The sequence below is a fragment of the Halomicrococcus gelatinilyticus genome, from assembly GCA_024227995.1.
Classification (GTDB): Archaea; Halobacteriota; Halobacteria; order Halobacteriales; family Haladaptataceae; genus Halomicrococcus; species Halomicrococcus gelatinilyticus.
Genome location: CP100466.1, coordinates 150,827 through 174,562 on the forward strand (window position 1 = coordinate 150,827; position 23,736 = coordinate 174,562).

A 23,736-nucleotide genomic window follows, 5' to 3' on the forward strand; every position below is an offset into this window, starting at 1 on the left:
TCCCGGTCTCCGTTCGTGAAGGCAAATCGTCACCTACCGGCAGTCAATTTCGGTCGCGGACCGAGATGGGCAACCGGAGGTTCGCGCCTGCCATCAGCACCAGGCCGGTGCCGAGCAGCGAGAGGGGGACGGCGACCAGCAGGAACCAGCCTGCGAGCCCCGCGTCGGCGGTCATCGCGCCAGCGACGAGGAGGTACGCCATCGCCGGCGTGGCGAGCAGCACCAGGACGACGGTGCCCCTGCGGAGGAGGTCGAGACGGGGGTCCATACCCTGACGTATCGTGATGCGTACATAACTGTCTTTCCTCCGCCTGTCGCGGCCGGTGCCGTCGTCGTCGCCCGCGTTTCGTCCCCGTGGACGAGGACCGGGAGGAGGTGGTCGTCGCAGCGGTCAGTCCGTAGTGGGACCGCGGACCGCCAGGACGGCGCCGATGCCGGACGCCACGGCGGCGAACCCGGCGAGGACGACGAACAGCGCGGACGGCGAGGCGTACTGGAGCACGAACCCGGCGACGGCGGCGCCGAGCGCGCCGACGCCGAACACACCCAGGTACGTGTAGCCGTACGAGAGCCCGCGTGCCCCCGCCGGCGTGTACTCCGCGACGGTCGCCTGGTAGAGCGGCTGGACCACGAACAGGAAGAAGCCCAGGACGAAGCTGGCGACGAGTATCCACGCCAGCCCGGCCTCCATCGCGGGGACGAACGCGAGTGCGACGACGACGAGCACGCCGAACGCGGCGGCGATGCCGCGGGCGTTCTCGACCCTGTCGGTCAGCTTCCCGCCGACGTACTGGCCGGCCATCCCGACCGTCAACAGCCCGGCGTAGAGGTAGCGAGCGGGTTCCAGCGACTCGCCGGCGAACTCGACGGGCGCGAACAGTTCCAGCCCGGAGAGCAGGTCCGGGAGGAAGGTGAGCACGCCGCGGTAGTACAGCCCGGAGAGCATGACGACACCGAAGACGGCGACGAACCAGCCGGAGAACAGTAGTCTCGAGTCGGCGACCAGTTCCGACATCGAGGAGACGCCGCCGTCGGCGCGGGCGTCGGCCTCGCTGCCGCCGACCGCCGCCGCCTCGTCCACGTCGACGCGGATGGCGAACGCCGCCGCGACGAACGCCGGGACGGCGAGGACGACGACGACGGTCTGCCAGTCGAACGCCAGCAGCAGCAGCGTCGTCACGAGCGGGCCGACGGCGATGCCGAAGTTGCCGGCCATGCCGTGGTAGGCGAACGCGCTCCCCTGTTCGGTAACCCCCTTGCTGAGCATGGCGAGCCCCGAGGGATGGTAGACGCTGGCGGCGACGCCCCACAGCAGCAGCGCCACCGTGACGACGGCGAGCGAGGGGGCGACGCCCAGCAGCGCGAACGCCGCCCCCATCCCGAGCATGCACCCGGCGATGAGTCGGCGGGAGCCGTAGGCGTCCGCCAGGACGCCACCCGGCAGCGCGCCGATGCCGAAGAGCGCGTACCCCGCAGAGATGACGACGCCGACGGTCGCCCGGGTCGTCGAGAACTCGGCCAGCCAGACGGGCACCAGTATCGGAATCGAGAGCTCGAAGGTGTGGACCATCGCGTGCGCGAGCATCGCGAGCCCCACGATAGAGCGGTCGTTGTCGTTCATCCGTTTCTCGTACGTACGACCGCGTCCACGTGGGTCTTAAATGGCTCCCAATGGGACCGGGTCGACGCGAGGTTCGCCGGTGACGCGGTCGCCGTCCCTCGACGCCACGTCAGCCGTCGCGTCCGTCGGTCACCGTCGCCGGCGGGTCGCCCCGAGAACTGAACTACTATGGCGACCGGCCCCCTAGACCCGCGACGTGACCCGCTCCGACACGGCACGCCGGGCCGTCGACCGACTCGCGGACCCCATCGTCGCGCTCGACGACGGCTGGCGCGTCACGTACCTGAACGACGCGGCGAGCGCGCGTTTCGACGCGGCCATCGACGACCACCTGCCGGCGGCGCTTCCCGACGCCGTCGGTGACCGCGTCCGCGAGCACTGCGACCGTGCCCGGCGTCGGGACGCCCCGGTGTCGTTCCGTCTCGCGCTCGACGCCGACGACTTCCTCGTCCGGGTGCACCCCGACAGCGGCGAACTCACGCTCTCGTTCCACCCGGACGACGCCGCGTCAGCGGCGACCGACGCTGGCGACGGACGCCGCGCCGCCTCGTCGCTCGACGTCGACGACGCGGCCGAGGTGGCGGCGGAACTCGAACTGAAGGAACGCGCCATCCACGAGGCGCCGGTGGGCATCACCATCGCGGACGCGACGGCCGAGGACAACCCGCTCACGTTCATCAACGAGGCGTTCTCGGAGCTGACCGGCTATCCCGCCGAGGAGGTGCTGGGGCGCAACTGCCGGTTCCTCCAGGGCGAGGAGACGTCACCCGAACCGGTCGCCGCCATGCGCGAGGCCATCGAAGCGGAGGACCCCGTCTCGGTCGAACTCCGCAACTACCGGAAGGACGGCGAGGAGTTCTGGAACCGGGTCGACGTCGCGCCAGTCCGGAACGAGGACGGCGAGGTGACCCACTACGTCGGCTTCCAGACCGACGTCACCGGGCGCAAGCGCGCCGAACGCGAAGCGCGCAGGCGCGCCGAGGAGCTCGAACACCTCCTCGAACGCATCCAGGGACTGCTCGGCGACGTGACGACCGAGGTCGTGGAGGCGGAGACCCGGGCCGACGTCGAGGCGGCGGTCTGCGCCCGACTCGCGGCCAGCGACCCGTACGAACTGGCGTGGATCGGCGAGCGCGACGTCGGAGCCGACGCGGTGACGGTCCGGGAGCGCGCAGGCGCAGCGGACGTCGACGACCCCGACACGGCGGCGACGGTCGTCGACCGGGCGCTCGGAACGGGCGCGCTCCACGTGAGCGAGGACGGCAGCACGGCGGCGATCCCGCTCGTCGCCGAGGACGGCGACTACGGAGTGCTCGTCGTCCGCGCGTCCCGTCCCGGCGCGCTCGACGAGCGCGAGCGCGTCGTCCTCGGGTCGCTCGGTCGGGCCATCGCCAGCGCCATCAACGCGCGGGAGACGCGGCGCATCCTCGTCGCCGACAGCGTCGTCGAGACGGAGTTCTCCGTCCGGGGGTCCGACGTGTTCTTCACCGCGCTCTCTGCCCGGACGGGCTGTGACCTCACCTACCGCGGCTCGGTCCACCAGGACGACGACTCGCTCGTCTCGCTGTTCTCGGTCAGCGGCGGGGATCCCGGGGCGGTCGTCGACGCCGCGGCCGACCGCGACGACGTGACGTCGGCCGCCCTCGTCACCGAGTACGACGGCGGCGGTCTCGTCGAGTTCGAACTCCCGACCGACGCGATCGTCGCGACGCTCTCCGGCCGTGGCGGCAAGACCCAGTCGATAACCGCCGAGGACGGCGAGGGGCGACTGGTGGTCGAGTTCCCCGAGTCGGCGGACGTGCGCTCGCACGTCGACCAGCTGCAGTCGGCGTACCCGACGCTGGACCTCGCGGCCCTGCGCCACCGCCAGCGGCCGGCGAAGACGAAGCGGGAGTTCGTCGAGTCCGTGTCCGACGACCTGACCGACCGCCAGCTCGCGGCGCTCCAGCGCGCCTACGTCGGCGGCTTCTTCGACTGGCCGCGGCCCGTGACCGGCGAGGAGATCGCCAGCTCCATGGGCATCTCCCGTTCGACGTTCCACGAGCACCTCCGCGCCGCCCAGCGGAAACTCTGCGCAGAGTTCTTCGACGACGCCGGCTGACCGGCGGGCGTGACAGGTCCAGCTTTCGTTCTCCTCAGGCGTCTCATAACTATGTAGGCAGTCGTGAACGTCGTTGCTATGCCCGGCGTAATCGGCGGTACGGTCGGCTGTCGGTCCCTGTCGGCGATGGCCGACGCGATGGACCGCGAGCCGTGGTATGGAACCGAGGCCCTGACAGCGGGCGACTGGCACGTCGCGCTCGTCCACCACGCCGAACGGGACCCGGCCGGCCGGACGACGTGGGACGGCGGCGACGCGGTCGGCGTCGTCCACGGCGTCGTCTCGAATCGCAGCGCCCTCGGCCTCTCGACCGCCGACCTCTTCCGGCGCGTGCTCGACGCCCCCGACGCCGTGCTCCCGTCGCTGAACGGCCCGTTCCTGCTCGTCGCGGCCGACCGGGACCGCGTCGTCGTCGCCACCGACAAGCTCGGCACGCGTCCCTGCTACTACTCGACGGTCCACGGGTTCCTCTTCGGGAGCGAACTCGCGCCATTGCTGACCCAGCTGTCGCGGCCGCGACTGGACGAACGCGCGGTCGGCGACCTGCTCACGCTCGGCCACGTGGCCGGGCCCAAGACGCTCGCCGGTGACGTGGTGACGCTGCGCCCCGCGTCGTACCTCCGGTACGAGGCCGGGAACGCCGAAACGCGCCGGTACTGGACGCCGGACTTCGGCACCGCGTCCCCTGCAGGGTACGTCGACGAGACGGTCGACCGGTACCGGCGGGTCGTGAGCGACGTCGCCGCCACCGCCGCGGGCCCGGCAGGCGTCTGGCTCTCCGGCGACCTCGACGACCGGACGCTCGCGGCCGCGCTCGACGAGGAACGCGACGACCTGTGCACGTACGCCCGGAACGCTGCTACCGCGCCGACCGACCGCAGCGGCGCACGGGTCGCGGACGCGCTCGGTCTTCCTCACCGCCATTGCGACGCCTCGGCCGACGCGTTCGTCGCGGCCGTCGGGCGCGGCGTCGAGGTCACGGACGGCATGGTCTCGTGGTCCGCGTTCGCTAACTTCCCCGCGACGCTCCGCGACGTGTCCACCCGTGCGAACGTGCTGTTCCCCGCGAGCGGCCAGGACGTGCTTCTCGGCGGTTCGCCGTCGCGCGCACATCTCTCTCGCGAGTCACCCGTCGACGCGCTGGCCGCCGCGACGGCGACGCGGCTGCCGGACGAGGCCGCCGAACTGCTGACGGGCGACGTCGCTCCCCGTGCAACGCTGGTCGATCTCCTCCAGCGGAGCGACGCCGTCCGTCCGGAGCACCGCGTGACATCCGCCCGCTGGCAGTTGCTCGCCGACTCGTGCTTCCGGACGAACCGCCTCGCCCGGAGCCAGGTCGCGACGCGCGTCCCCTTCGCCGACGGCGCGTTCCTCGACCATCTCGCCCGGATGCCGGACGACCGGTACCGCCGCGCCTCCGTGCCGTTCACCCGCGGTACCGTCCCGTACGGGGTCGCCCCGTTGCGTCTCCGCGTGGCGCGCCGGGTGGCCGCCGACGCCGCCGGCGTCCCGTGCGAGGGAACTGCCGTGGCCCCACGGTTTCCGCTGTCGTTCCACGCCGCAGGTGCCGTCGTCGACGCCGTCCGGGAACGGAGGACGCCTGACACGTCCCCGATGGGGCACCTGTACCGCAGTCACGACGGCGTCCGGCGGTTCGTCGACGGACTGCTCGACGACGCCTGCGACCGCGACCTGTTCGACGACGCCGCCGTCCGCGACCTCCAGCAGGCCCACCTCCGCGGTGACGCCGACAACCTGGAACCGCTCGCCGCGATCACCACCGTCGAACTCTGGCTCCAGCGCATCTTCGACGCGGTGCGGTCGCCGACCGCGCGCCGGATCGCCGTCCGGTGACGGTGGCACCGTGGTCGTCGCAACTGCTCCTCGTCGCGGTCGTTCCTTCGTCTCTCTCCCCATAGCCACGTCCTCACGCGGTCCGTTTCCCCGGACCGCCGCTCCCCGGCTAGAAATTCTGTTGACGATATTCGAATTGCTCCAGCGCAGAATTACCACAATTGTGAATGTAAACGCGACTGTTCGAGATTTTCACACGCAACTACCACGTCTGACGAAAATTTATAAGCTCGAGGATGGCAGTTTGGAGTAGCTGGTTCCGAGTGTCAGACGCGAACGACGACGCCGACCGCGACCGCCGCGACCGACTCCAGTCGCGGGTCCTTCCCGCGCTCGGCCTCTGCTGTGTGGCGTACCTCGCCACGTCCCATCTTGGGGTCCTCCCCGGCGGTATCGACTACGTCGGTGCGACGCTCGGCGTCGGCCTGATGGTGGCCGGCGCCGTCCGCTTCCTCCGTCCGCGTCGCGACGCCGGGTCGCCGGAACGCACAGGTGAGTCCGGCGCGAACGAGGAGTGATGGTCGACATCGGCGCGTTCATCCTGCTCGACCTGCTCGTCGGAGCGGTGCTACTGGCCACGCTCGGTTCGCTCGTCGCGAAGTGCCGCGCGGCCGGCGACGAGTGGCGTCCCCGGTCGCTTCGCGACGTCGAACGCGACGCGGACGTCGAGGACCCCTGGCGCGACCGCTGACGCTACTCGCGCCACTGCGCGACGAGTTCGCTGGTCCGGACCCGCTCGTCGGGGTTCTCGGCGACCGCCACCATCGCGTCGCGGTTCAGCGAGTACTCGCGGCGGTCGTTGCGCACGACGAACGACCGCTTGCGGAGCTCCGACAGCAGGCTCTGTATCTGCTCGACGGAGGCGGCGACGTTCTCAGCGATCTCGTGGACCGTCATCGGCCCGTCCCTCGCGAGCGCGGCCACGACGTCCCAGGAGTGGTCCTCGTTGCAGAGCGACTCCCGGCGCGCGGCGTCGATGCGGACGACGACCGGCTCCGACTGCGCGAGGTCGATGAGCGACGCCGTCTCCGGGTTGATGTCGGTCGCCACCGCGTCGCGGAGCTCGTACCCCCGCTCGCGGAGCTTCCGCCGGTAGGCCTCGACGTCGTCGTACTCGTCCGTCCCCTCGTCCGACTCGTCGGTCGCGCGGTCGTCGTTCTCTCCGGGTTCGTCCGGTTCGTCTCCCTCGTCCGGGGACGCGTCGGCTGCGGGAAACGTCTCGTCGGCTTGGTCAGCAACGGCGTCGTCCGTAACATCGTCGTCCGCAACGGCGTCGTCCATCACGTCGCTCTCGTCGTCCGTGGTCTCGGCCTCCTCCTCGCCGTCGAACTCGTCGAGCGCGGACTGGTCGTCGGTGAGTTCGGCGACCGTCGTTTCGAGTTCGCGGATGCGTTCGTCCTTCTCGCGGAGGCGCTCGTGGAGCTCCTCGCCCGTCCCCACCTCGCCGTGAGCCAGGGCGTTGGCCATCTTCCGGGCCGCCGCGGAGACGTTCCGGGCGCTCTCAAGTTCGTCCTCCAGTTCGCGGATGCGCTCGTCCTTGCGTTCGAGGCGGCTCTCCAGCTCCGCGACGCGGTCGTGCTCCTGCTCTTTGAGCTCCGTTATCCCTTCGAGGTCGTCCATCAGCGCGTCGCTGACGGACTTCAGCTCCGGGCGCTCGAAGTCGTCCAACCCGGGCGTCGCGCCGGCGTCGAACGTCTCCTTGCGGTTGAACTGGATGCGACGGACGCCGCCGTCGGTCCAGTCGGTCTGGACGAACGCCTCGCCGGAGTCGAGGTCGGGCACCATCTCGCCGTACTCCGACCCGACGATGCGGCTGACGACCTTCGTGTCGTTCTCCCAGGTCAGGCGGTGCCAGACGAGCCAGTTCGCCTGCGTGATGAAGTCCTTCTTCACGTCGGCGGGACGCTGGCTGATGCCCATGATGCCGAGGCCGTGCTTGCGGCCGCGCTTGCCGACCTTGATGAGCATCTTCCCCGTCTCGCCCATCCCGCCGCCTTCCGGGATGTACTCGTGGCACTCCTCGACCACGAGGAGGAACGGCTTCTTCAGCTTCTTCTCCTTGGCGAACAGGTGCCGGGCCGTCTCCCGGATGAGCTCGTCGGCCTCGTCCTCGTCGAGGTACCCCGACACGTCGAGGATGATGGGGACGTTCTGCTCCAGCGCGAGCGCGGCGATCTTCTCGGCGTGCTCGCTGCTGACCTGGATGTCGCACTCCTCGTCGGCGCCGGCGTGGAGCAGTTCGTACTCCTCCTTGAGTCCGTAGTACTCGCCGTCGGCGTCGATGATGGCGACCGGATAGCCGGCGTCGAGGAGTTGCTCGACGACGACCGACGCGGTGTTGCTCTTCCCGGACCCGCTCTTGCCGGTGACGAACCCGCGCCCCGTCAGGATCTCGACGACGGGCAGCGAGACCGGCGTCTCGTCGTCGACGAGATGACCGATCGACAGCCGCTGTTCCTCGTCCATCTTGTCTATCCGTACCGACAGGTAGGTCTTCAAATTTTGCATGCCGACGTGGCAACGTTTCGACCGTTCCGGGCGAGCAACGTCACCTCGAACGACGCCCCTGGAGCCGACGTGGCGCTCGACGAGCTCGCGCTCGCCGTGCCGGGGAGCCGACCGCGGCCCGGACCGCCAGCGCTCTACCAGGGGCGCTTGCCGAGTACACGCTGGACGAGCGAGCACGCGCGGTGGTAGAGCGGCGAGAGCACCGGGCGCGGACAGACGCCGAGGTACGCCCTGACGGGGTCGTAATCGCCGGTCTGGACCAGGGCGAGCGCGCGAGCGGTCGCCCGGTAGTTGCCGTCGGCGACGCGCGGCGGTACACACCCCTCCCGACGGGCGAGCACCAGGGGTTCGCCGGGCGGATCGTCGCGGAACCGCCGCACGCGGTCGACGTCGACGCCCGTCGACGCTGCCAGGTCGTCCGCGTCACCCCGTGCGATGCGCCGCGCCGCGCCGAGGACGGTGCCGTCCGGCGAGAGCGCGCGCCACAGCATGTCCTCCGGCCCCTCGACGACGCGCAACTGCTCGAACTCTGCCCGCGAGAGGGTGGTCCGGTACCAGCGCACCGGCCCGTCGCGCCAGACGAACGCCGCCGCGCCCGGTTTCTGCTGCAACAGTCGGTCCAGGGCCGCCTGCTCCGACAGCGACTCGACGGCGACCGCCGGCCCTTCCGGCTTGTGACACTCCAGTCGGAGCCAGTGTCTGAGCACCGTCGCCTGCGAAACTCGCTGCATCCCTCCCACCTTCGACGGCCAGGGACTCGAAAGGTTCGCCGACCGGCGCGACCTTTATCGCTCTCGCGGTCGTCCCTCCGACGGAGGTAGCATGTTCGCCGACAGAACGGACGCGGGAGAACAACTGGCGGACCGTCTGGAGCAACGGGGGGTAGAGACGGACGTCGTGCTCGCGGTGCCGCGGGGTGGACTGCCGCTCGGGCGCGTCGTCGCCGACCGACTGGACGCACCACTGGACGTCGTCGTCGCGAAGAAGATGGGGGCGCCGCACAACCCGGAACTCGCCATCGGCGCGGTGGGCGCCGACGGGAGCGCGTGGGTGAACGACGCCATCGTCGCCCGGGTCGGGGCCGACGACGAGTACGTCGAGGCCGAGCGCGAGCGCAAGGCCGAGCAGGCCCGGGAGAAGGCCGACCTCTACCGTGAGGGGAAGCCGGTCCCGGAACTGGAGGGCCAGCGCGTCCTGGTCGTCGACGACGGCGTCGCGACCGGCGCGACGACCATCGCGTGCCTGCGACAGGTCGAGAACGCCGGGGCGGCCCACGTCGTCCTCGCGGTGCCGGTCGGGTCGCCCGACTCCATCGAGCGCCTGCGCGACGAGGCCGACGAGGTGATCTGCGTCGACACGCCGCCGGGGTTCGGCGCCGTCGGGCAGTTCTACCGGCGGTTCGACCAGGTGTCGGACGACGAGGCGCGGTCGTACCTCGACCGGTGACGGCAGGCCGGGCCACCGGTCCAGTCCGCCGTCGTTCGTCCATCGTCACCAGCGGCCTCTGGACCGCCGGCACGACCACGTCGGCGACCGCGGTCGTGTGCGGTTCGATGGAGACCGGCCACCCCCTCGACCGTGCTCCGTTCGAATACGGCCGCGTCGGAGGGTCGCACTTCTGCGGCCGAGTGTGACGCGGACAATTCGGCGAAACCTTTAAGTACTTTTCGCCCTTACTATTGGTTAGGGAGTTCGCCCTCCGGGGTTTCTGACTTTCCCCCATCCGCCGGGAGCGCCCGGTGGCGAACGCGGTAGCGCGACCGGAGACACCACCATCATGACAAGCATTCGAACCAGGAACTACGACGGAACGGACGTACAGTCCACCGAGACCGAGCGAGAACAGGAGAACGAGACCCAGGACGTCTGCCCCGAGTGCGGGGGGCGACTCGTCACGGACCAGGAGCACGGCGAGACGGTGTGTGGGGAGTGCGGGCTCGTGGTCGAAGAGGACAGCGTCGACCGCGGCCCCGAGTGGCGCGCGTTCGACTCCGCCGAGAAAGACGAGAAGAGCCGCGTCGGTGCCCCCACCACGAAGATGATGCACGACGAGGGGCTCTCGACGAACATCGGCTGGCAGAACAAGGACGCCTACGGCAACACGCTCGGCAGCAAGCAGCGCGAGAAGATGCAGCGCCTCCGCACGTGGAACGAGCGATTCCGCACCCGCGACAGCAAGGAGCGCAACCTCAAGCACGCGCTCGGCGAGATCGACCGCATGGCCAGCGCCCTCGGCCTCCCCGAGAACGTCCGCGAGACGGCGTCGGTCATCTACCGCCGCGCCCTCGACGAGGACCTGCTCCCCGGCCGCTCGATCGAAGGCGTCGCCACCGCCTCGCTGTACGCCGCCGCACGACAGGCCGGCGTCCCCCGCAGTCTCGACGAGGTCGCAGCGGTCAGCCGGATCGACGCGATGGAGTTCAAGCGCACCTACCGCTACATCGTCCGCGAACTCCACCTCGAGATCCAGCCCGCAGACCCCGAGAGCTACGTGACCCGGTTCGCTTCGGAACTCGAGGTCAGCGACGAGGCCGAGCGACGCGCCCGCGAACTGCTGCAGAACGCGAAGCGCACGGGCGTCCACAGCGGCAAGTCGCCGGTCGGCCTCGCGGCCGCCGCCGTCTACGCCGGGTCCTTGCTCACCAACGAGCAGGTCACCCAGGCCGAGGTCGGCGAGGTCGCCAGCGTGAGCGAGGTCACCATCCGCAACCGCTACCAGGAACTGCTCGAGGTCGCCCAGGACGAGGAAGCCCTCGTCTGATTCTCTCCGCGTCGCGCTACAGCGTCACCGTCTTCTCGTTCATGTCGAGGAACGCCGTCTCGTAGCCCTCGTGGCGCGAGACCTGCGGCGGCGACTCGACCGTGATCGTCAGTTCGTCGCCCGACTCGACGCCGTCGACCCGCTTCCCGTAGTGATATCCCGCGTCGGGGTCGAGCGTCGGCGTCAGCGCCCCGTCGAACGCCGTCTTCTCGCCCCGCTGTAGCGTCGCCGAGAGCGACATCATCGGGAGTGGGTAGCGGTTGTACGGCGTTCGGGGCGAGACGGCGATGTAGGTGCCCTCGCCCGCCAGGTCGCCCTCGGAGACGGTCGCGACGAGGAAGTCCGCGTCGCCCGTCGTCGTCGTCCCGCGGACCGTGCCGGGGAACTCCGATTCCTTCGGGACGCTGCTGATGGGCATCTTCATGTCCATCCTCATCGGCGGCTCGGCGTCCTTCTCGCCCTTCCGCGCGTCGAACGTCTCGTACATGACGTCCTCCTTGGCAGCCTGGCTGTACTCGAACGTCGTCGTCAGCGTCGTGGTATCGCCGAACTGCCCGGCCAGTGCGCCCGTCAGGTCGGCGGTCACGCCGCTGAACGTCACCGTGGCCTCGTACTCCCCGTCGCCGTCCAGGCTCATGTTGTCGCCGAAGTGGAGGCCCATGTTCTGCGAGAGCATGGACCACATCGTCCGCGTGGTGCTCCAGTCGTCCTTCGCGAGTTCGAGGCGGAGGTTACCGGCCGGCAACACAGTCCCGGTCTGCTCGTCCCACACCGACGCCATCACGTGCGCGTCGTCGTCGGACTGTATCTCGACCTTCTCCTGCTGTTTCGCCGTTCCACCGCCCATCAGCCAGAAGCGGTGCGGGAAGCTGTAGAACAGCGCCAGCCGGAGTCGTCCCTGCTTCGCCGTCCCGCCCATCTCCATCCCCTCGATGTGCGACGGGACGTAGACGGCGTCGGGCCGGTTCTCGACCATCGGCGGGGAGCGGTTGATGGTCTCCGTCTGGAAGAGCCCCGAGCAGCCCGCCAGCGACGCGGCCACGCCGGCGCCGGCAGCCTGCAGCAGCGTACGCCGATTCATTGGGTCGTTCTAGCCACGGCGTCGGAAAAGGGGTTCTGGTACGCCCGTCGAAACCGCTAGCTGGGGTTCGGCGACGGCAGCGACCGCTGGGAGCGCGGCGGCAGGAGGAAGTTGCCACGTCGCTCGACGGTCATGTACTGGAGGATGCCGTTGTTCACGCGCTGGCCGACCGACGACTCCTCCGCGACGTCGGTCCCGTTCATCGCCTTCCGGGTGTCCGCGAAGTCGCCGATGGTGCGTTGCAGCGCGAGGAAGTGCAGTCCGGCCTCGCCGCCGTCCGTCGAGTCGAAGTCGCGCCGGAGGATGAGCGGCGAGTCGTCCTCGCGCGCGGTCGCGGACTTCTGGGAGTGGCCGACCATCCCCTGCTCGCGGGCGTACTCGGTGACGTTCTCAGTACATTCGTCGCCCATCGCGCTGTCGGTGCCGAGGTTATCGCCGACGCCCTCGACGCGGTCCTCGGCGGCGTGCGCCGGGCAGAACATCTTCGCGACCCGCTGGTCGCGGCTGTCCTGCTCGTACCACTGGTCGAGGTGGAGGCGGAGCTTCGAGACGTGCTGGGTCGTGCCGCCAGCGAACGGCCCCTCCCGGATCGTCACGCGGTCCTCGCTGGCCTGGTTCTTCTTGAATCCGGACTTGAACCCCATGTACATCGGAGACTCCTCCGGAACGGGCTCGGAGTCCGGGATGCCCTGGACGTCCTGGTTGTCCGCGGGCAGCCCCTCGCCGACGAACCCCGTCCGGCGGTCGACGCGCTCCAGGACGCCGGACAGCGACGCTTCCACGTCGACGCCGTTGAGTGCGTCTCGGTTGCCCAGCAGCGCCTCCCCGGCCGCCAGCACCACAGACGCGTGGTCGCTCGCGAGGTTGATCACGACGTCCTGGGTGTCCGGTTCGGGGTCCTCGAACGGCGCGAGCGGCTCCGGGGCCGGCAGGTCGACGGCGTCGGGCAACGTCCCGTCGAACCGGTCGAAGTACGACGGCGAGTAGCCCACCGTGAAGAGCAGCCCCTGGTTCCCCCGCTCGTAGGCGCGTTCGAGGCTCCGCAGTGCCGACTCGACCTGCTCGCGCTCGGACGCCGACGGCGTCCCGCTTCCCGCGTAGTCGAAGTAGAGCAGCACCTTGTGCCGGGCCGCGAGGACGTTCCCGTGCTCGTCCGTGGAGAGGACGTCGTTCCACGCGTGCTGGCGCTCGGGTAGCGTCGACAGGTCGTCGGGACCCGTCGCCACGTCCGGCGAGCCGCCGCGGTCGAGGCAGGCGGACAGCGCCGCAGACCCGCCGATGGCGACCGCGGCCTTCACGAACTCGCGCCGGGGAATGCCGCGAGTGCTCTCGGTCATCGTTCGCGACTAGACGTGGAGCGTGAAAAGGGGTTCTGGTACGGGCGTCGAAAGGGCCGAACGCGCGGTACGAGGGTTTAAATCCGAAGCCGGGACCACGCACCGTCGTGCCCTGACGAACTACCGCGACGGGGTCGAGGCCGGAGCGCAGCACGCCCCTCGCGGACGTCCTACGCCACCGGCAGGTGCTGCCTGTTCGTTCTCTCCGTTCAACCGGGTCGCCCGTGCGAACCCGACGTCCGGATAGCGTCGTCGGTCCCCGCTGGACGCCCGGTCACGTCGCCACCGGCCGCGAGATGATCCACAGCGAGAGTACGGTGTAGCCGATCATCAGTGCCGTCAGCGGAACGTGCGCCAGGCCGCCGCGCTCGTAGCGCGCGTGGACGACGCGGTGGGCGGCGACGACGGCGACGACGTGGCCGCCGACCACGAGGCCGACCTGGGTCGTCCAGTACGCCGACAGCGTGAGCCACGCGAGCGGGTCGGTCGCGGGCCCACCGAGGACGTCCACGACGCGAGCGGTCTGGAGCACGACGAAGTAGACGTTGTGCGCAAGTTCGTAGGCGACCGCGATCGGGACGACGGTGGGCGCGAGCGTCAGGACGGTCCCGCGCAACGACGTGTCCGGACCCCCGTCGGTGACCAGCTCCGTGACGACGGTGACGAGCCAGAACGCCGCGAGGAACGCGACGGCCCCCGCGAAGTACAGCGGGACGGACGTGACCGGACCCGTCCCGAGGAGGTCGCGAGCGTCGAACAGGAGCGTCTGGTACTCCGGAGCCTCCATGAACCCGTCGAAGCTGACGGTGTAGACGGCCGCGACGACGAACGCCGCCGTCGTCAGCGACGGCACCGCGTCGGTGCAGCCGCGCCACGGCGCGCGCACGTCGAGTTCGTATCCGCCCGCCGCTCGCCGCACCCGGAACGGTGCGACGCGACCGAACAGTCGGTACAGGACCGCGAGCGGGTCGCCGCGTTCGAACCACGACGGTCCGAAGGCGACGCCGCCGAGTAGCATGACCAGCGCGTACCCGACGAGGAGGACGGCGGTCAGTTGCGGATCGGCGGGGATGCGCGTGAGGTTCTCGGCGACGCCGACGAGCGCGGCGAACCCCACGAGTGCGGGCCAGTCGCCGAGCCAGTCGGGGTACGCAGCGAGCGCGATTTCGTCGCCCTCGAGTACCGACAGCCCGTCGTAGACAGTGCGCCACGGCGAGAGCGTCCGCCACGGACTGCCGAACAGCGCGGCGAGCAGGCCGACGCCCTTCAGCCAGACCGCCCACGTGAACGCGACGGCGAAGTTCTCGGTGGGGTTCGCCGGTCCGGCGATTCCGGCGTACACGGCGCCTGCGAACGCCCCGAGGAAGAGCAGGCGAGCGGCGATGCGGGCGACGCGACCGGTGTCGGGCGTGAGCAGGTCGACGCGTCGCGCGGGGAGCGCGACGTCGCCGACCGACACGGTGAGGAAGAGTGCGGTAAGAGCGACGGTCGCTCCGGCCCCGGCGTAGAGGTGCACGAGCGGGATGGGTGCGTCGAACCGCGTGGTGACTCCGTGGGCCGTCGCGACGCCCGTGGCGAGGAGGAGCCCGAGTGCCACGGACGCGAGCGTCCAGCGTCGCTTCATCGTGCGTATCTCGGCACCACGCGGTGTAAGTGGCTGTTGGTCCGGTTCTCGAAATCCGTCACTCGTCAAGGACGTCGTCGACGCGCTCGGCGGTCTCGCTGGCCCGGATGTTCGAGTAGCTCTCGTGGGTCGTCGAGATGGAGGCGTGCCGGAGCGCGGACTGGGCGAGCTCGGCGTGCCCCTCCGAGTAGAGCTGGTGGCCCAGCCCACGGCGCGCGCCGTGGGGCTTCAGGTACTCGCCGTCGATGTCGAGGCCGGCCTGGTCGCAGAGCCGTTCCATCAGCCCGCGTGCGCCGCGCGTCGAGATGGCGGGGACGACGACCTCGTACTCTTGGACCACCTCGTCGATGGGGTTCGCGTCGAGTATCTGCTCGACGCGGTGGTCGTCGTACCCCTGTTCGCCGAGTTGCTCGCGTGCGGCGCTGTACTTCGACGGGGCGTGGTCCGTCGGAAACACCGGAAACTCCGGTGTCGGCGGTTCGGCTACCGTCCGGTAGCGTTCGAGCGCCTCGGCGGCTCGCTGGGGCAACTGGGCGTACTCGTACTCGCGGGACTTGCCGAACACGCGGATTGCACCGCCGTCGACGTCGACGTCCTCCCAGGTGACGCCGTCGCGGCGGTCGTCGGCCGGGTCGCGGAACACCTCAGCCCCACGGACGCCGGACAGTGCGAGCAGCCGCACCAGCGCCCGGTCGCGGTAGGCGCGCTCGCGGGAGACGTCGGTCTCGCCGTCGAGCGCGCGCTCGACGCGGCGGTCCATGAACCGGAGGATGGCGTTCCGGTCGTGCTCCGACCAGAACTGCCGGTCGGCGTCGCCGGGGTCCTCCGGGAGCTGCGACTGCGCCCGCGAGACGGCGGCCGGGTTGCGCTCGATGAGCTCGTCGGCCTCGCAGAACCCGAGGAACGCTCGCACGTAGGCGTAGTAGGTGTTCGCCGTCGACGCCTTCAGGTCGTCGTCCCGGGTGCGACGCTTGAGGTGTCGGGCGTACCGGCGACAGTCGATGACGGCGACGTCGTCGAGGGCCGTCACGTCTCGTTTGGCGGCCAGCCAGTTCGCCCACTCCCGCAGCGCCGAGCGGGCGACGGCGGCGGAGTTGCCGGACTCGACGCTGTCGAGGTACTCGTCGATGGCGGCGGTGACGGTCGCGGTCATGCCAGTCTGGGGTCGGTGGCGTCGGTCATCGACTGGCCACACCGCGGACAGGTCAGTTCGGGCGTCGACTCCGTCTTGAACCGCCTGACCGGGCCGATGTATCCGCACGCCGGGCACCGCCGGATCGGTAGCTGTATCATCGCTGCGTCGTCCTCCCCTCATCGCGGCAACCACTAAAATCTACGTCCGTCCGGGACGCCTTTGTCACGCCGCGCCGTAGGCGGTGACGTGCTCCCCCGTACGCTCGTCGCGGCGTTCTGGAACGCGGACAGCGACCGACTCCGCGCACCCTGGCGACTCCTCGGTGGCGGTATCGTGTTCGTCGTCCTCGGACTCGTGGTCAGCCTGACGTTCCAGGCGCTGCTCGCGGTGAGCGGGATGCGCGCACTCGCGACGTCGCTCGTGGGGACGGCGGACACACTCTCGATATCGGTCATCGGCGTCGCGTCGTCGACGGGACTGACGGTCGCGGGCGTCTACCTCGCCGGCCGGCTCCTCGACCACCGGTGGTTCACCGACTTCGGCCTCCGCCTCGACCGGGCGTGGGCGGCGGACTTCGGGTTCGGCGCCGCGCTCGGGGCGCTCCTGATGACGGGTATCTTCCTCGTCGAACTCGCGGCCGGGTGGGTTCGGGTGACGGGGACGCTCCGGACGAGCGCGGGCGCGTCGCTCCCCGCGGCGCTCGCCGGGGCCGTCGCGCTGTTCGTCGCGGTCTCGGTCGGGGAGGAACTGCTCCTGCGCGGCTACCTCCTGACGAACCTCGCGGAGGGGCTGCGCGGCCTCGGCCCGGCCGTCGCCGTCGCGCTGGCGACGCTGCTCTCCTCGGGCGTGTTCGGTCTGCTGCACGCCGGCAACCCCAACGCCACGCTCGTCAGCACCACGAACGTCGCACTGGCCGGCGTCGTGCTCGCGGCTGGCTACGTGCTGACGGGCGAACTCGGCGTTCCGATCGGCTTCCACCTGACGTGGAACTTCTTCCAGGGACCGGTCTACGGCTTCCCGGTGAGCGGCACCAGTCCGGGGGTCGCCGTCGTCGCGGTGGCCGAGCGCGGACCGGACCGCTGGACCGGCGGAGCGTTCGGCCCGGAGGCGGGGCTGCTCGGCGTCGTGGCGCTGGCGGTCGGCCTGGCGGGAACCGCGGCGTGGGCGCGCCACCGGACCGGCGAGGTATCGCTGTCGCCGGCCGTGTGGACGCCCGACCTGCGCACCGCAGAAGAGTGACGGTTACTGGTAGCCGAGCGCCTTCAACTGGTCGGTGACGCCGGAGGGCGGGCCGGCGGCGTCGGTCGCCTCCTCGTCCTCGCCGGCGCTCCCGATTCGGTCCAGTCGCCGCTCGACGGCGTCGTGGAGCCGTCGAACGACGTCCGAGTCGGCTTTCTCGGCCCAGCGGTCGTCCTGCTCGGTCGGGTCGCGGGTGCGGTCGTACAGTTCGCGGTCGCCCGAGTCGGTGTGGTAGACGTACGCCCAGTCGGCCGTCCGCGCGCTCACGAGCAGTTCGCCGTCGTCGAGGTGGCGCGGGATTGGCTGGCTGGTGACGCGCTCGCCCCGCACCGCGACCGAGGTGACTGGCTCGTCCGGCGGGGCCTCGCCGTCGCGGACGGTCGGGAGGAGGCTCTCGCCGGCCAGGCCGTCGGCCGGGACCCCCATGGCGTCGCAGACGGTCGCCGGAACAGCGTCCAGGCCGACGGCTTGCTCGACGCGTCGCGGTTCCGCGCCGGGGGCGTCGACGACGAACGGAACGTGGACCAGCTCCTCGTACAGCTTCGGGTAGTGGGCGAGGTGGCCGTGCTCCATGAACTCCTCGCCGTGGTCGCCCGCGAGGACGACGGTGGCGTCGTCGCGCAGGCCGCGGTCGTCGAGCGCCGAGAGCACGCGCTCGACGCTGTCGTCGACCTGCTGGACCGTCGCTCGGTACAGCGATTCGAGGTCGGCGAGCGTCCCGTCGCTGACCTCCTTCCCGAGGCCGGCCTTGAGGTGCGCCCGCAGCATCCGCAGCGAACCGACGCTGTCGCCGGTCACGTCGCGGACGTATTTCGGTGCCGGGACGTACGGCGTGTGGGTGTCCATGTAGTGCACCCAGAGGAAGAAGGGCGGTTCCGCGTCGTCGAGGAACTCGATGGCCCGGCGTTCGACGTCGCGCATCCGGGAGACGTTCGTCGCGTCGCTCTCGCCCCGGCCGACGAGACGCCGGACCGGCGTCGTGGCGACCTGCACCCACGCCTGGACGGTCGGGTGGGCGGTGAGATACCGGCTGTAGAACCCGTCGTTGCTCCCGGTGAAGGTCTCGAACGCGTCGAACCCGCTGTCGTACCCCCAGTGTTCGGTCAGGAAGCCGTTCGCCGCGTTGAACCCCGCCGTCTCGACGCCAGCCTCCTGGAGACGAGCGGCGAGCGTGGGCGCGTCGCTCACGCCGACGCCGCGCGAGTCGGCGAAGACGTGGTCGGACCCCAGGACCGAGGGGAAGGAGAACGGCGTCCAGTTGCCGTGTGCGAACGCGTTCTCGAACGCGGTGCCGCGCTCTCCCAGTCTGTCCATCGTCGGCACGTCGGCGGCGTCGAGGGCGTCCGCTCGCAGCGAGTCGACAGTGAACAGTACGGTCACCTGGGAGTGGTCCTGACTCATCGTTCCGTACTCGATGATTCTCCACTGTCAGTAAATAGTTTCCGAGAAATCTATCTGTTCTCCGGCGTGTAATATTAAACGACACCTCGCTTCCCGTCGGGCGACCGTCTCCGGAGAGCGTCGCTGCCCCGTCGTCGTACACGGTCACCCCGCGGCGCTCCGGCGGGTCGGCGCTCCGGTGGGTCGACGCCGCAGTCGTCCGGGCCGCCCAACAGTTTTCTGCCGCGGCGTCGAACGCCGTTCGTCGACGGAACACCCGTCCCTGTCGTGATGATCCTGAACCTGCTCGCCAGGTCGGTCGGGGCGATCGGTGGCGTCGAGGAGGCGATACTGACGCTGCTCGCGCTCTTCGCCACCGCTGCGGTCGTCAGCGTGGCCGTGGAACAGCTGGTTCCCGTCCCCTACACCATCGGACTCGTGCTCGCGGGGCTTCTGGTGTCGCTCCTCGACCTGCCGCTCTCGGTGACGCTCACCGAGGAGTTCATCCTGCTCGTCGTCCTGCCGACGCTGGTCTTCCAGAGCTCGATCAACATCGACGGTGCGAGGTTCAGGGAGGAACTGCGTCCCATCCTGACGCTGGCCGTCCCTGGGCTCGTGCTGTCGGTGGTCGTCGTCGGCGCCGCGGCACCGGCGCTCTTCGGGTTCTCGCCGGCGGTCGCCCTGCTCCTCGGTGCGATACTGCTGCCGACCGACCCGGTGTCGGTCGTCGCGCTGTTCGACGAGCTCGGCGCGCCGGAACAGCTCTCCGTCCTCGTCGAGGGGGAGAGCCTGTTGAACGACGGCGTCGGCATCGTCCTCTACACGGTGCTCCTGGGCCTCGTCGTCGAGGCGCGCGGCGTCCCAACCGCCGAACTGGTCACGGCGTCGGACCTCGTCCGCGACGTCGTCGTGGGCATCGTCGGCGCGATGGTCGGCGGCGTCGTCGTGGGCGGACTCGTCGGCTACGCGGCCTACCGACTCCTCGCGCTCACCGACGACGCCACGACCGGTATCCTCGTAACGTTCCTCGTCGCGTACGGCGCGTACGTCGTCGCCGAGCAGATCGCGGCCAGCGGCGTCGTCGCGACGCTCGCTGCTGGCCTCCTCCTCTCGCGACGCAGCACGCCCGAAGCCGTCGGCGTGCGGGCCCGTCTCAGGATTGGCGAGGTCTGGGAGACTGCGGCGTTCCTCGCGAACACCGTCATCTTCGTCGCCATCGGCCTGGCGACCCCCGTCGCGCTCCTCGTCGAGAACGCCGGTGCGATACTGACCGCGGTCGTCCTCGTGTTCCTCGCCCGCGCAGTCGTCGTCTACCCCCTGACGGGTCTACACAACTGGCGGTCGGTCGACACGGTCCCGTGGTCCTACCAGCACGTCGTGGTCTGGGCCGGCATCCACACTTCGGTGCCCATCGCGCTGGCGCTCGGCCTGCCGGAGCGCCTGCCCGCGCCGCTGCGCGAACGACTCCTCGCGCTCGTTTTCGGCGTCGCCACCGTCACCCTCCTGGTACAGGGGCTCACGATGGCGTCGCTCGTCGAGCGGCTGGGCATCGTCACGAAGTCCGACGACGAACGGCTCTACGAACTCCTCGTCGGTCGACTCCACGGCGTCGACGCCGCCATCGAGGCCGCCGAGGAGTACCACGAACACGACGACATGCCGACGCCGCTGTACGAGGACGCCGTCGCGGACTACGAGACCGAGCGCGACCGCCTGGACCGGCGCATCTCGCAGTTGATCGAGACGTCGCCCGAACTGCGCGAGAAGGAGCAACTCCTGGACGAGCGCCGCCTGCTCCAGCGGGAGGAACTCGGCATCCGGAACGCGATGGAGCGCGGCGTCGTCAGCCGGGAGGCCGGCGAGAAACTGCTGGAGGAGGTCCAACGCCGGAGCGACCGCGTCGCGCACGGCCAGCCGACGCTGGGCGAGGACGACCTGAACCGCGCGGCGGTGTGGCAGTCGGTGGCGGACGCGCACGGACTCCAGCCAGGGGGCGAGGCGGCGGCGAACGAGGGGGCGGCGGACGACGGCGCGGACGGGAAATCGAGCGACGATTCCGAGGACGACTGAATGCGCGGCGGTGACGCGAACGTCAGCCGGCGTCACTCGCCCGCCAGCACGGCGTTGACGCACGCGCCGACGAGCAGCAGGAACCCGGCGACGTAGAGCCAGACGACGAAGAGGAGGACGGCCCCGAGGACGCCGTACGCGGCGTACTGTCTGGCGTTCTCGGCGTAGAACCGGAACCCGACCTGCAGCGCCAGCCACCCGCCGGCGGCCACCGTCGTCCCCGGGAGCGCGTCGCGGACCCGGAGCCGGGTCGGAGGGAGGACGTAGTACAGCGGGAAGAAGGCGAAGACGAGCCCGACGAACAGTTCCACCTGGTCGGCCACGTCGGCCACCGGTAGGTCTCCGGGAACCAGTTCGGTCGGGATGCTGACGAGGACCATCAGCACGAAGCCGACGCCCATCGCGACGAGCACCACGAGTCCGTCCTGCAACTGCTCGAGGATGGTCGGCTCCGTCGTGGCGTCGTAGATGCGCGAGAACGCGAACTTGAGGCTCCGGAACACCTTCACGGCGCTCCAGGTGAGCGCGAGCGCGCTGACGATCGACAGTTCGAGCCGCCCGGCCGACCCGGTGAGGGCGTTCCGGATGAGGTCCCGTCCGGTCGGCGTGAGTGCCGCCACCTGGCGGACGACCGCCTGGGCGAGCGCCTCCCCGCGCAGTGCCGAGACGATGGCGAACAGCAGCACGAGCAGCGGGAGAATCGACACGAAGGCGTAGTAGGCGAAACTGGCCGCCATGAACCAGATGTCGTTGTCGCGGACTGTCGCGACGATCTCGCGAAGGGTGGCGACGGGAGCCACGGCGGCGGTTCGACGCCCGTCGGAAAAAGAATGCGGTGGGCAAGCGTCGGTAACGCGGTCTGACGGCGGAGCGGTGGCTCTGCGGCGGTCGGAGTCGGCGGTGCGGACGACCGCCGTCGCGCTTGGAGCGGCGACCGTCAAGCGGCCCCTCGTCGCCGGTCGCCGTTCGGGTGCTGGCCGCCGCGTCTCGATAGGCCACCCTTACCGTCCGGGGACGAATCGGTAACCCAGGATTACCGTGAAAGGGGCCGAACTGCCGACGCAAGGCCTATTATCGCCGGGATTGTCGCCCCGTCGAGATCAGAGGATGTCGAGAGACGACTCCCGCGACCGGCGTCCGACCGATGCGCCACGGGCTCCCAGTTCATGAGCAGCGACGACGGCTCGTCGAGGACCTTCCTCCGGCTCCTGCTGGTGCTCGCCGGCGGGCTGTCGATACTTCTCGTGTTGCCGTTCCTCCAGTACGTCCTGCTGGCGGGGTTGATGGCGTACCTCGTCGCGCCGGCGAACGCCCGGCTCTCGCGTCGTCTGGGGACGATAACCGGCGCTGTCGTCACCATCCTTCTCACGATCGTCGTCGTCCTCGGCCCACTCGTGCTCGTCGTCCTCGTCGCGGCCGATCAGGCGGTCTCGCTGGTCCGCGGGACCGACGTCCCAGACGTCGCGACCGTCGAGATCGCAATGCAGGACCTGCTCGGCACGGACGCCGACATCCGGACCCTGCTCGAACCGTACTCCGGCGCGATCGAGACCGGCGTCCGGGGCGTCCTCGGTAGCGTCGTCGGCATCGTCGGCGGCATCCCGGGGTTCGTCGTCGGATCGGTGGTGTTCCTGTTCACCTTCTACTACCTGCTGCGCGACGGCGACGCGTTCGTCGGCTGGATCCGGACGGCCGTCCCGCTCGACGCCGCGACCGCGGACGAACTGATCGAGCGCACCGACGACCTGCTGTGGGCGGCCGTGGTCGGCAACGTCATCGTGGCCGGCGTGCAGGCGATACTGACGGTCCTGGGCTTCATCGTCGTCGGTTTCGAGAACATCGTCTTCTGGGGCGTGGTCACGTTCGTTCTCTCCTTGCTGCCGCTCATCGGCGCATCCATCGTCTGGGCTCCTGCGGTGGTGTTCCTCTTCCTCACGGGGGCCGTCCCGGAGGCGCTGGGACTGCTGGTGTACGGCGCCGTCGTCGTCAGCGGGTCGGACAACGTCATCAGACCGCTCGCGATGCAGCGCGGTGCGGAACTCAACCCCGGACTCCTCGTCCTCGGCATCTTCGGCGGCGTGGCCGTGTTCGGGTTCCTCGGCCTGTTCGTCGGCCCGGTCGTGCTCGGCCTGGCGAAGGCCATCGTCGAACTGCTGGTGAAGGCGCGCCAGGACGTCGGCAGTTCGTCGTGACGCCCCGACGCCGCCTCGTTACCGCCGCGTCTCCAGGACGGGGTTGCGCTCCCGTGCCGTCCGTAGCGCTTCTTCGGTGACGGGTGCAACGGCGGTGTCGCCGTCGGTCGCGGCGTCGGCCACGTCGAGCACCCTCCCCTGCGGGCCGGCGACGAGGCTCGTCCCGGCGTGCTCTCGCCCCCGCTGGTCGCCGACGTGGTTCGCCCCGACGGCGTAGCACGTCCCGTCGAGTGCGCGCTCCCGGAGCAGCAGCCGCCAGTCGTCGACGAACGCCGTCCGCCAGGCGGCGCTCACCGCGAGGACGTCGCACTCACGTCGCGCGTAGTCGAGTGCCGCCTCCGGGAAGTTCAGGTCGTAGCAGACGAGCATGCCGACCTTCCCGACGGGGGTCTCGGCGACGACCGGCTCCGTCCCGGCGTCGAACGTCGCCGTCTCGTCGCCCCACAGGAACTGCTTCCGGTAGGTCGCCTCCACTCCCGAACCGTCGACGAGGACGAGACTGTTGTACAGTCCCCCGTCGGCCCGCTCGGGGACTCCGGCGACGAGATGCAGGTCGTGGCGGTCGGCCAGCGCCACCAGGCGGTCGGTCGCCTCGCCCGGCACGGGCGTCGCGTACTCCGCGGCGACGTCGAGGTCGTACCCGGTCACACAGAGCTCCGGGAACACTGCGAGTTCGACGTCGTCGTCGAGCCGTCCCGTGACCTCGTCCATCCGGTCGTAGTTGGTCCCGGGGTCGCCGACCACGGGTTCGAACTGGCAGGCGGCGAGCGCACCGGTCATCGAGCGACCACCCATCGCGTTCCGACGTTCATACCCCGACACTCGACCACACC

21 protein-coding genes are annotated in these 23,736 nt (G+C 70.2%); 9 read left to right on the top strand and 12 right to left on the bottom strand.

Annotated features, from left to right (window positions below; all coding sequences use genetic code 11):
- Window positions 1-43: 43 nt before the first annotated feature.
- Window positions 44-268, bottom strand: a complete 225-nt coding sequence (locus NKT36_RS15945; RefSeq protein WP_327053771.1) for a hypothetical protein — start codon at window positions 266-268, stop codon at window positions 44-46.
- A 123-nt stretch (window positions 269-391) separates the two neighbouring features.
- On the bottom strand, window positions 392-1,621 hold the full coding sequence (locus tag NKT36_RS15950) for an MFS transporter (protein ID WP_327053772.1): 1,230 nt from the start codon (window positions 1,619-1,621) through the stop codon (window positions 392-394).
- Between the two features lie 196 nt (window positions 1,622-1,817).
- Here NKT36_RS15950 and NKT36_RS15955 point away from each other — a divergent pair, with 196 nt between their 5' ends.
- From NKT36_RS15955 to NKT36_RS15970, 4 genes are all read left to right on the top strand, one after another.
- Window positions 1,818-3,722: a bacterio-opsin activator domain-containing protein gene (locus NKT36_RS15955; protein ID WP_327053773.1), complete on the top strand. Its 1,905-nt coding sequence runs from the start codon at window positions 1,818-1,820 to the stop codon at window positions 3,720-3,722.
- 78 nt (window positions 3,723-3,800) lie between these two features.
- On the top strand, window positions 3,801-5,576 hold the full coding sequence (locus tag NKT36_RS15960; protein WP_327053774.1) for an asparagine synthase-related protein: 1,776 nt from the start codon (window positions 3,801-3,803) through the stop codon (window positions 5,574-5,576).
- A 263-nt stretch (window positions 5,577-5,839) separates the two neighbouring features.
- Entirely contained in the window at window positions 5,840-6,094 is a 255-nt protein-coding gene (locus tag NKT36_RS15965) for a hypothetical protein (RefSeq protein ID WP_327053775.1), read from the top strand.
- A complete protein-coding gene (locus tag NKT36_RS15970; protein ID WP_327053776.1) occupies window positions 6,094-6,267 on the top strand; it encodes a hypothetical protein in 174 nt (57 codons plus the stop codon). Before NKT36_RS15965 ends, NKT36_RS15970 begins: the two co-directional genes overlap by 1 nt.
- A 2-nt stretch (window positions 6,268-6,269) precedes the next feature.
- On the opposite strand, the gene NKT36_RS15975 is transcribed toward NKT36_RS15970, so the two are convergent.
- Both NKT36_RS15975 and NKT36_RS15980 read right to left on the bottom strand, forming a co-directional pair.
- Entirely contained in the window at window positions 6,270-8,042 is a 1,773-nt protein-coding gene (locus NKT36_RS15975) for a helicase HerA domain-containing protein (RefSeq protein ID WP_327053777.1), read from the bottom strand.
- A gap of 176 nt (window positions 8,043-8,218) precedes the next feature.
- On the bottom strand, window positions 8,219-8,815 hold the full coding sequence (locus tag NKT36_RS15980; protein WP_327053778.1) for a hypothetical protein: 597 nt from the start codon (window positions 8,813-8,815) through the stop codon (window positions 8,219-8,221).
- A 91-nt stretch (window positions 8,816-8,906) separates the two neighbouring features.
- On the opposite strand from NKT36_RS15980, the gene NKT36_RS15985 reads away from it, so the two are divergent.
- Both NKT36_RS15985 and NKT36_RS15990 read left to right on the top strand, forming a co-directional pair.
- On the top strand, window positions 8,907-9,530 hold the full coding sequence (locus NKT36_RS15985; RefSeq protein ID WP_327053779.1) for a phosphoribosyltransferase: 624 nt from the start codon (window positions 8,907-8,909) through the stop codon (window positions 9,528-9,530).
- Window positions 9,531-9,861: 331 nt separating this feature from the next.
- The gene (locus NKT36_RS15990; protein ID WP_327053780.1) at window positions 9,862-10,845 is read left to right on the top strand and encodes a transcription initiation factor IIB; all 984 of its coding nucleotides are present in this window, start codon (window positions 9,862-9,864) and stop codon (window positions 10,843-10,845) included.
- Between the two features lie 16 nt (window positions 10,846-10,861).
- Here NKT36_RS15990 and NKT36_RS15995 read toward each other — a convergent pair whose 3' ends face one another.
- From NKT36_RS15995 to NKT36_RS16015, 5 genes are all read right to left on the bottom strand, one after another.
- Entirely contained in the window at window positions 10,862-11,926 is a 1,065-nt protein-coding gene (locus NKT36_RS15995) for an iron transporter (RefSeq protein WP_327053781.1), read from the bottom strand.
- A gap of 56 nt (window positions 11,927-11,982) precedes the next feature.
- On the bottom strand, window positions 11,983-13,263 hold the full coding sequence (locus NKT36_RS16000; protein ID WP_327053782.1) for a DUF7405 family protein: 1,281 nt from the start codon (window positions 13,261-13,263) through the stop codon (window positions 11,983-11,985).
- A 274-nt stretch (window positions 13,264-13,537) separates the two neighbouring features.
- The gene (locus NKT36_RS16005) at window positions 13,538-14,887 is read right to left on the bottom strand and encodes a hypothetical protein (RefSeq protein ID WP_327053783.1); all 1,350 of its coding nucleotides are present in this window, start codon (window positions 14,885-14,887) and stop codon (window positions 13,538-13,540) included.
- Window positions 14,888-14,945: 58 nt separating this feature from the next.
- The gene (locus NKT36_RS16010; protein WP_327053784.1) at window positions 14,946-16,040 is read right to left on the bottom strand and encodes a tyrosine-type recombinase/integrase; all 1,095 of its coding nucleotides are present in this window, start codon (window positions 16,038-16,040) and stop codon (window positions 14,946-14,948) included.
- Window positions 16,037-16,180 carry a hypothetical protein gene (locus NKT36_RS16015; protein WP_327053785.1) on the bottom strand — a complete coding sequence of 48 codons (144 nt, stop codon included), beginning with the start codon at window positions 16,178-16,180 and terminating at the stop codon, window positions 16,037-16,039. Before NKT36_RS16015 ends, NKT36_RS16010 begins: the two co-directional genes overlap by 4 nt.
- 88 nt (window positions 16,181-16,268) lie before the next feature.
- Here NKT36_RS16015 and NKT36_RS16020 point away from each other — a divergent pair, with 88 nt between their 5' ends.
- Window positions 16,269-17,261 (top strand): CPBP family intramembrane glutamic endopeptidase, encoded by a 993-nt coding sequence (locus tag NKT36_RS16020; protein WP_327053786.1) that lies wholly within the window; start codon window positions 16,269-16,271, stop codon window positions 17,259-17,261.
- A gap of 3 nt (window positions 17,262-17,264) precedes the next feature.
- Here NKT36_RS16020 and NKT36_RS16025 read toward each other — a convergent pair whose 3' ends face one another.
- Window positions 17,265-18,662, bottom strand: coding sequence for a sulfatase (locus tag NKT36_RS16025; protein WP_327053787.1), 1,398 nt, complete (start codon window positions 18,660-18,662; stop codon window positions 17,265-17,267).
- Between the two features lie 270 nt (window positions 18,663-18,932).
- Between NKT36_RS16025 and NKT36_RS16030 the strand changes: the two genes are divergently transcribed.
- Window positions 18,933-20,711 (top strand): cation:proton antiporter, encoded by a 1,779-nt coding sequence (locus tag NKT36_RS16030; RefSeq protein ID WP_327053828.1) that lies wholly within the window; start codon window positions 18,933-18,935, stop codon window positions 20,709-20,711.
- Window positions 20,712-20,743: 32 nt separating this feature from the next.
- Here the strand turns inward: NKT36_RS16030 and NKT36_RS16035 are convergent, their stop codons facing one another.
- Complete coding sequence (locus NKT36_RS16035; protein ID WP_327053788.1) at window positions 20,744-21,511, bottom strand: YihY/virulence factor BrkB family protein; 768 nt, start codon at window positions 21,509-21,511, stop codon at window positions 20,744-20,746.
- 366 nt (window positions 21,512-21,877) lie between these two features.
- Here NKT36_RS16035 and NKT36_RS16040 point away from each other — a divergent pair, with 366 nt between their 5' ends.
- Window positions 21,878-22,903, top strand: a complete 1,026-nt coding sequence (locus NKT36_RS16040) for an AI-2E family transporter (RefSeq protein WP_327053789.1) — start codon at window positions 21,878-21,880, stop codon at window positions 22,901-22,903.
- Between the two features lie 18 nt (window positions 22,904-22,921).
- On the opposite strand, the gene NKT36_RS16045 is transcribed toward NKT36_RS16040, so the two are convergent.
- A complete protein-coding gene (locus tag NKT36_RS16045) occupies window positions 22,922-23,683 on the bottom strand; it encodes a carbon-nitrogen hydrolase family protein (RefSeq protein ID WP_327053790.1) in 762 nt (253 codons plus the stop codon).
- Window positions 23,684-23,736 lie beyond the last annotated feature (53 nt).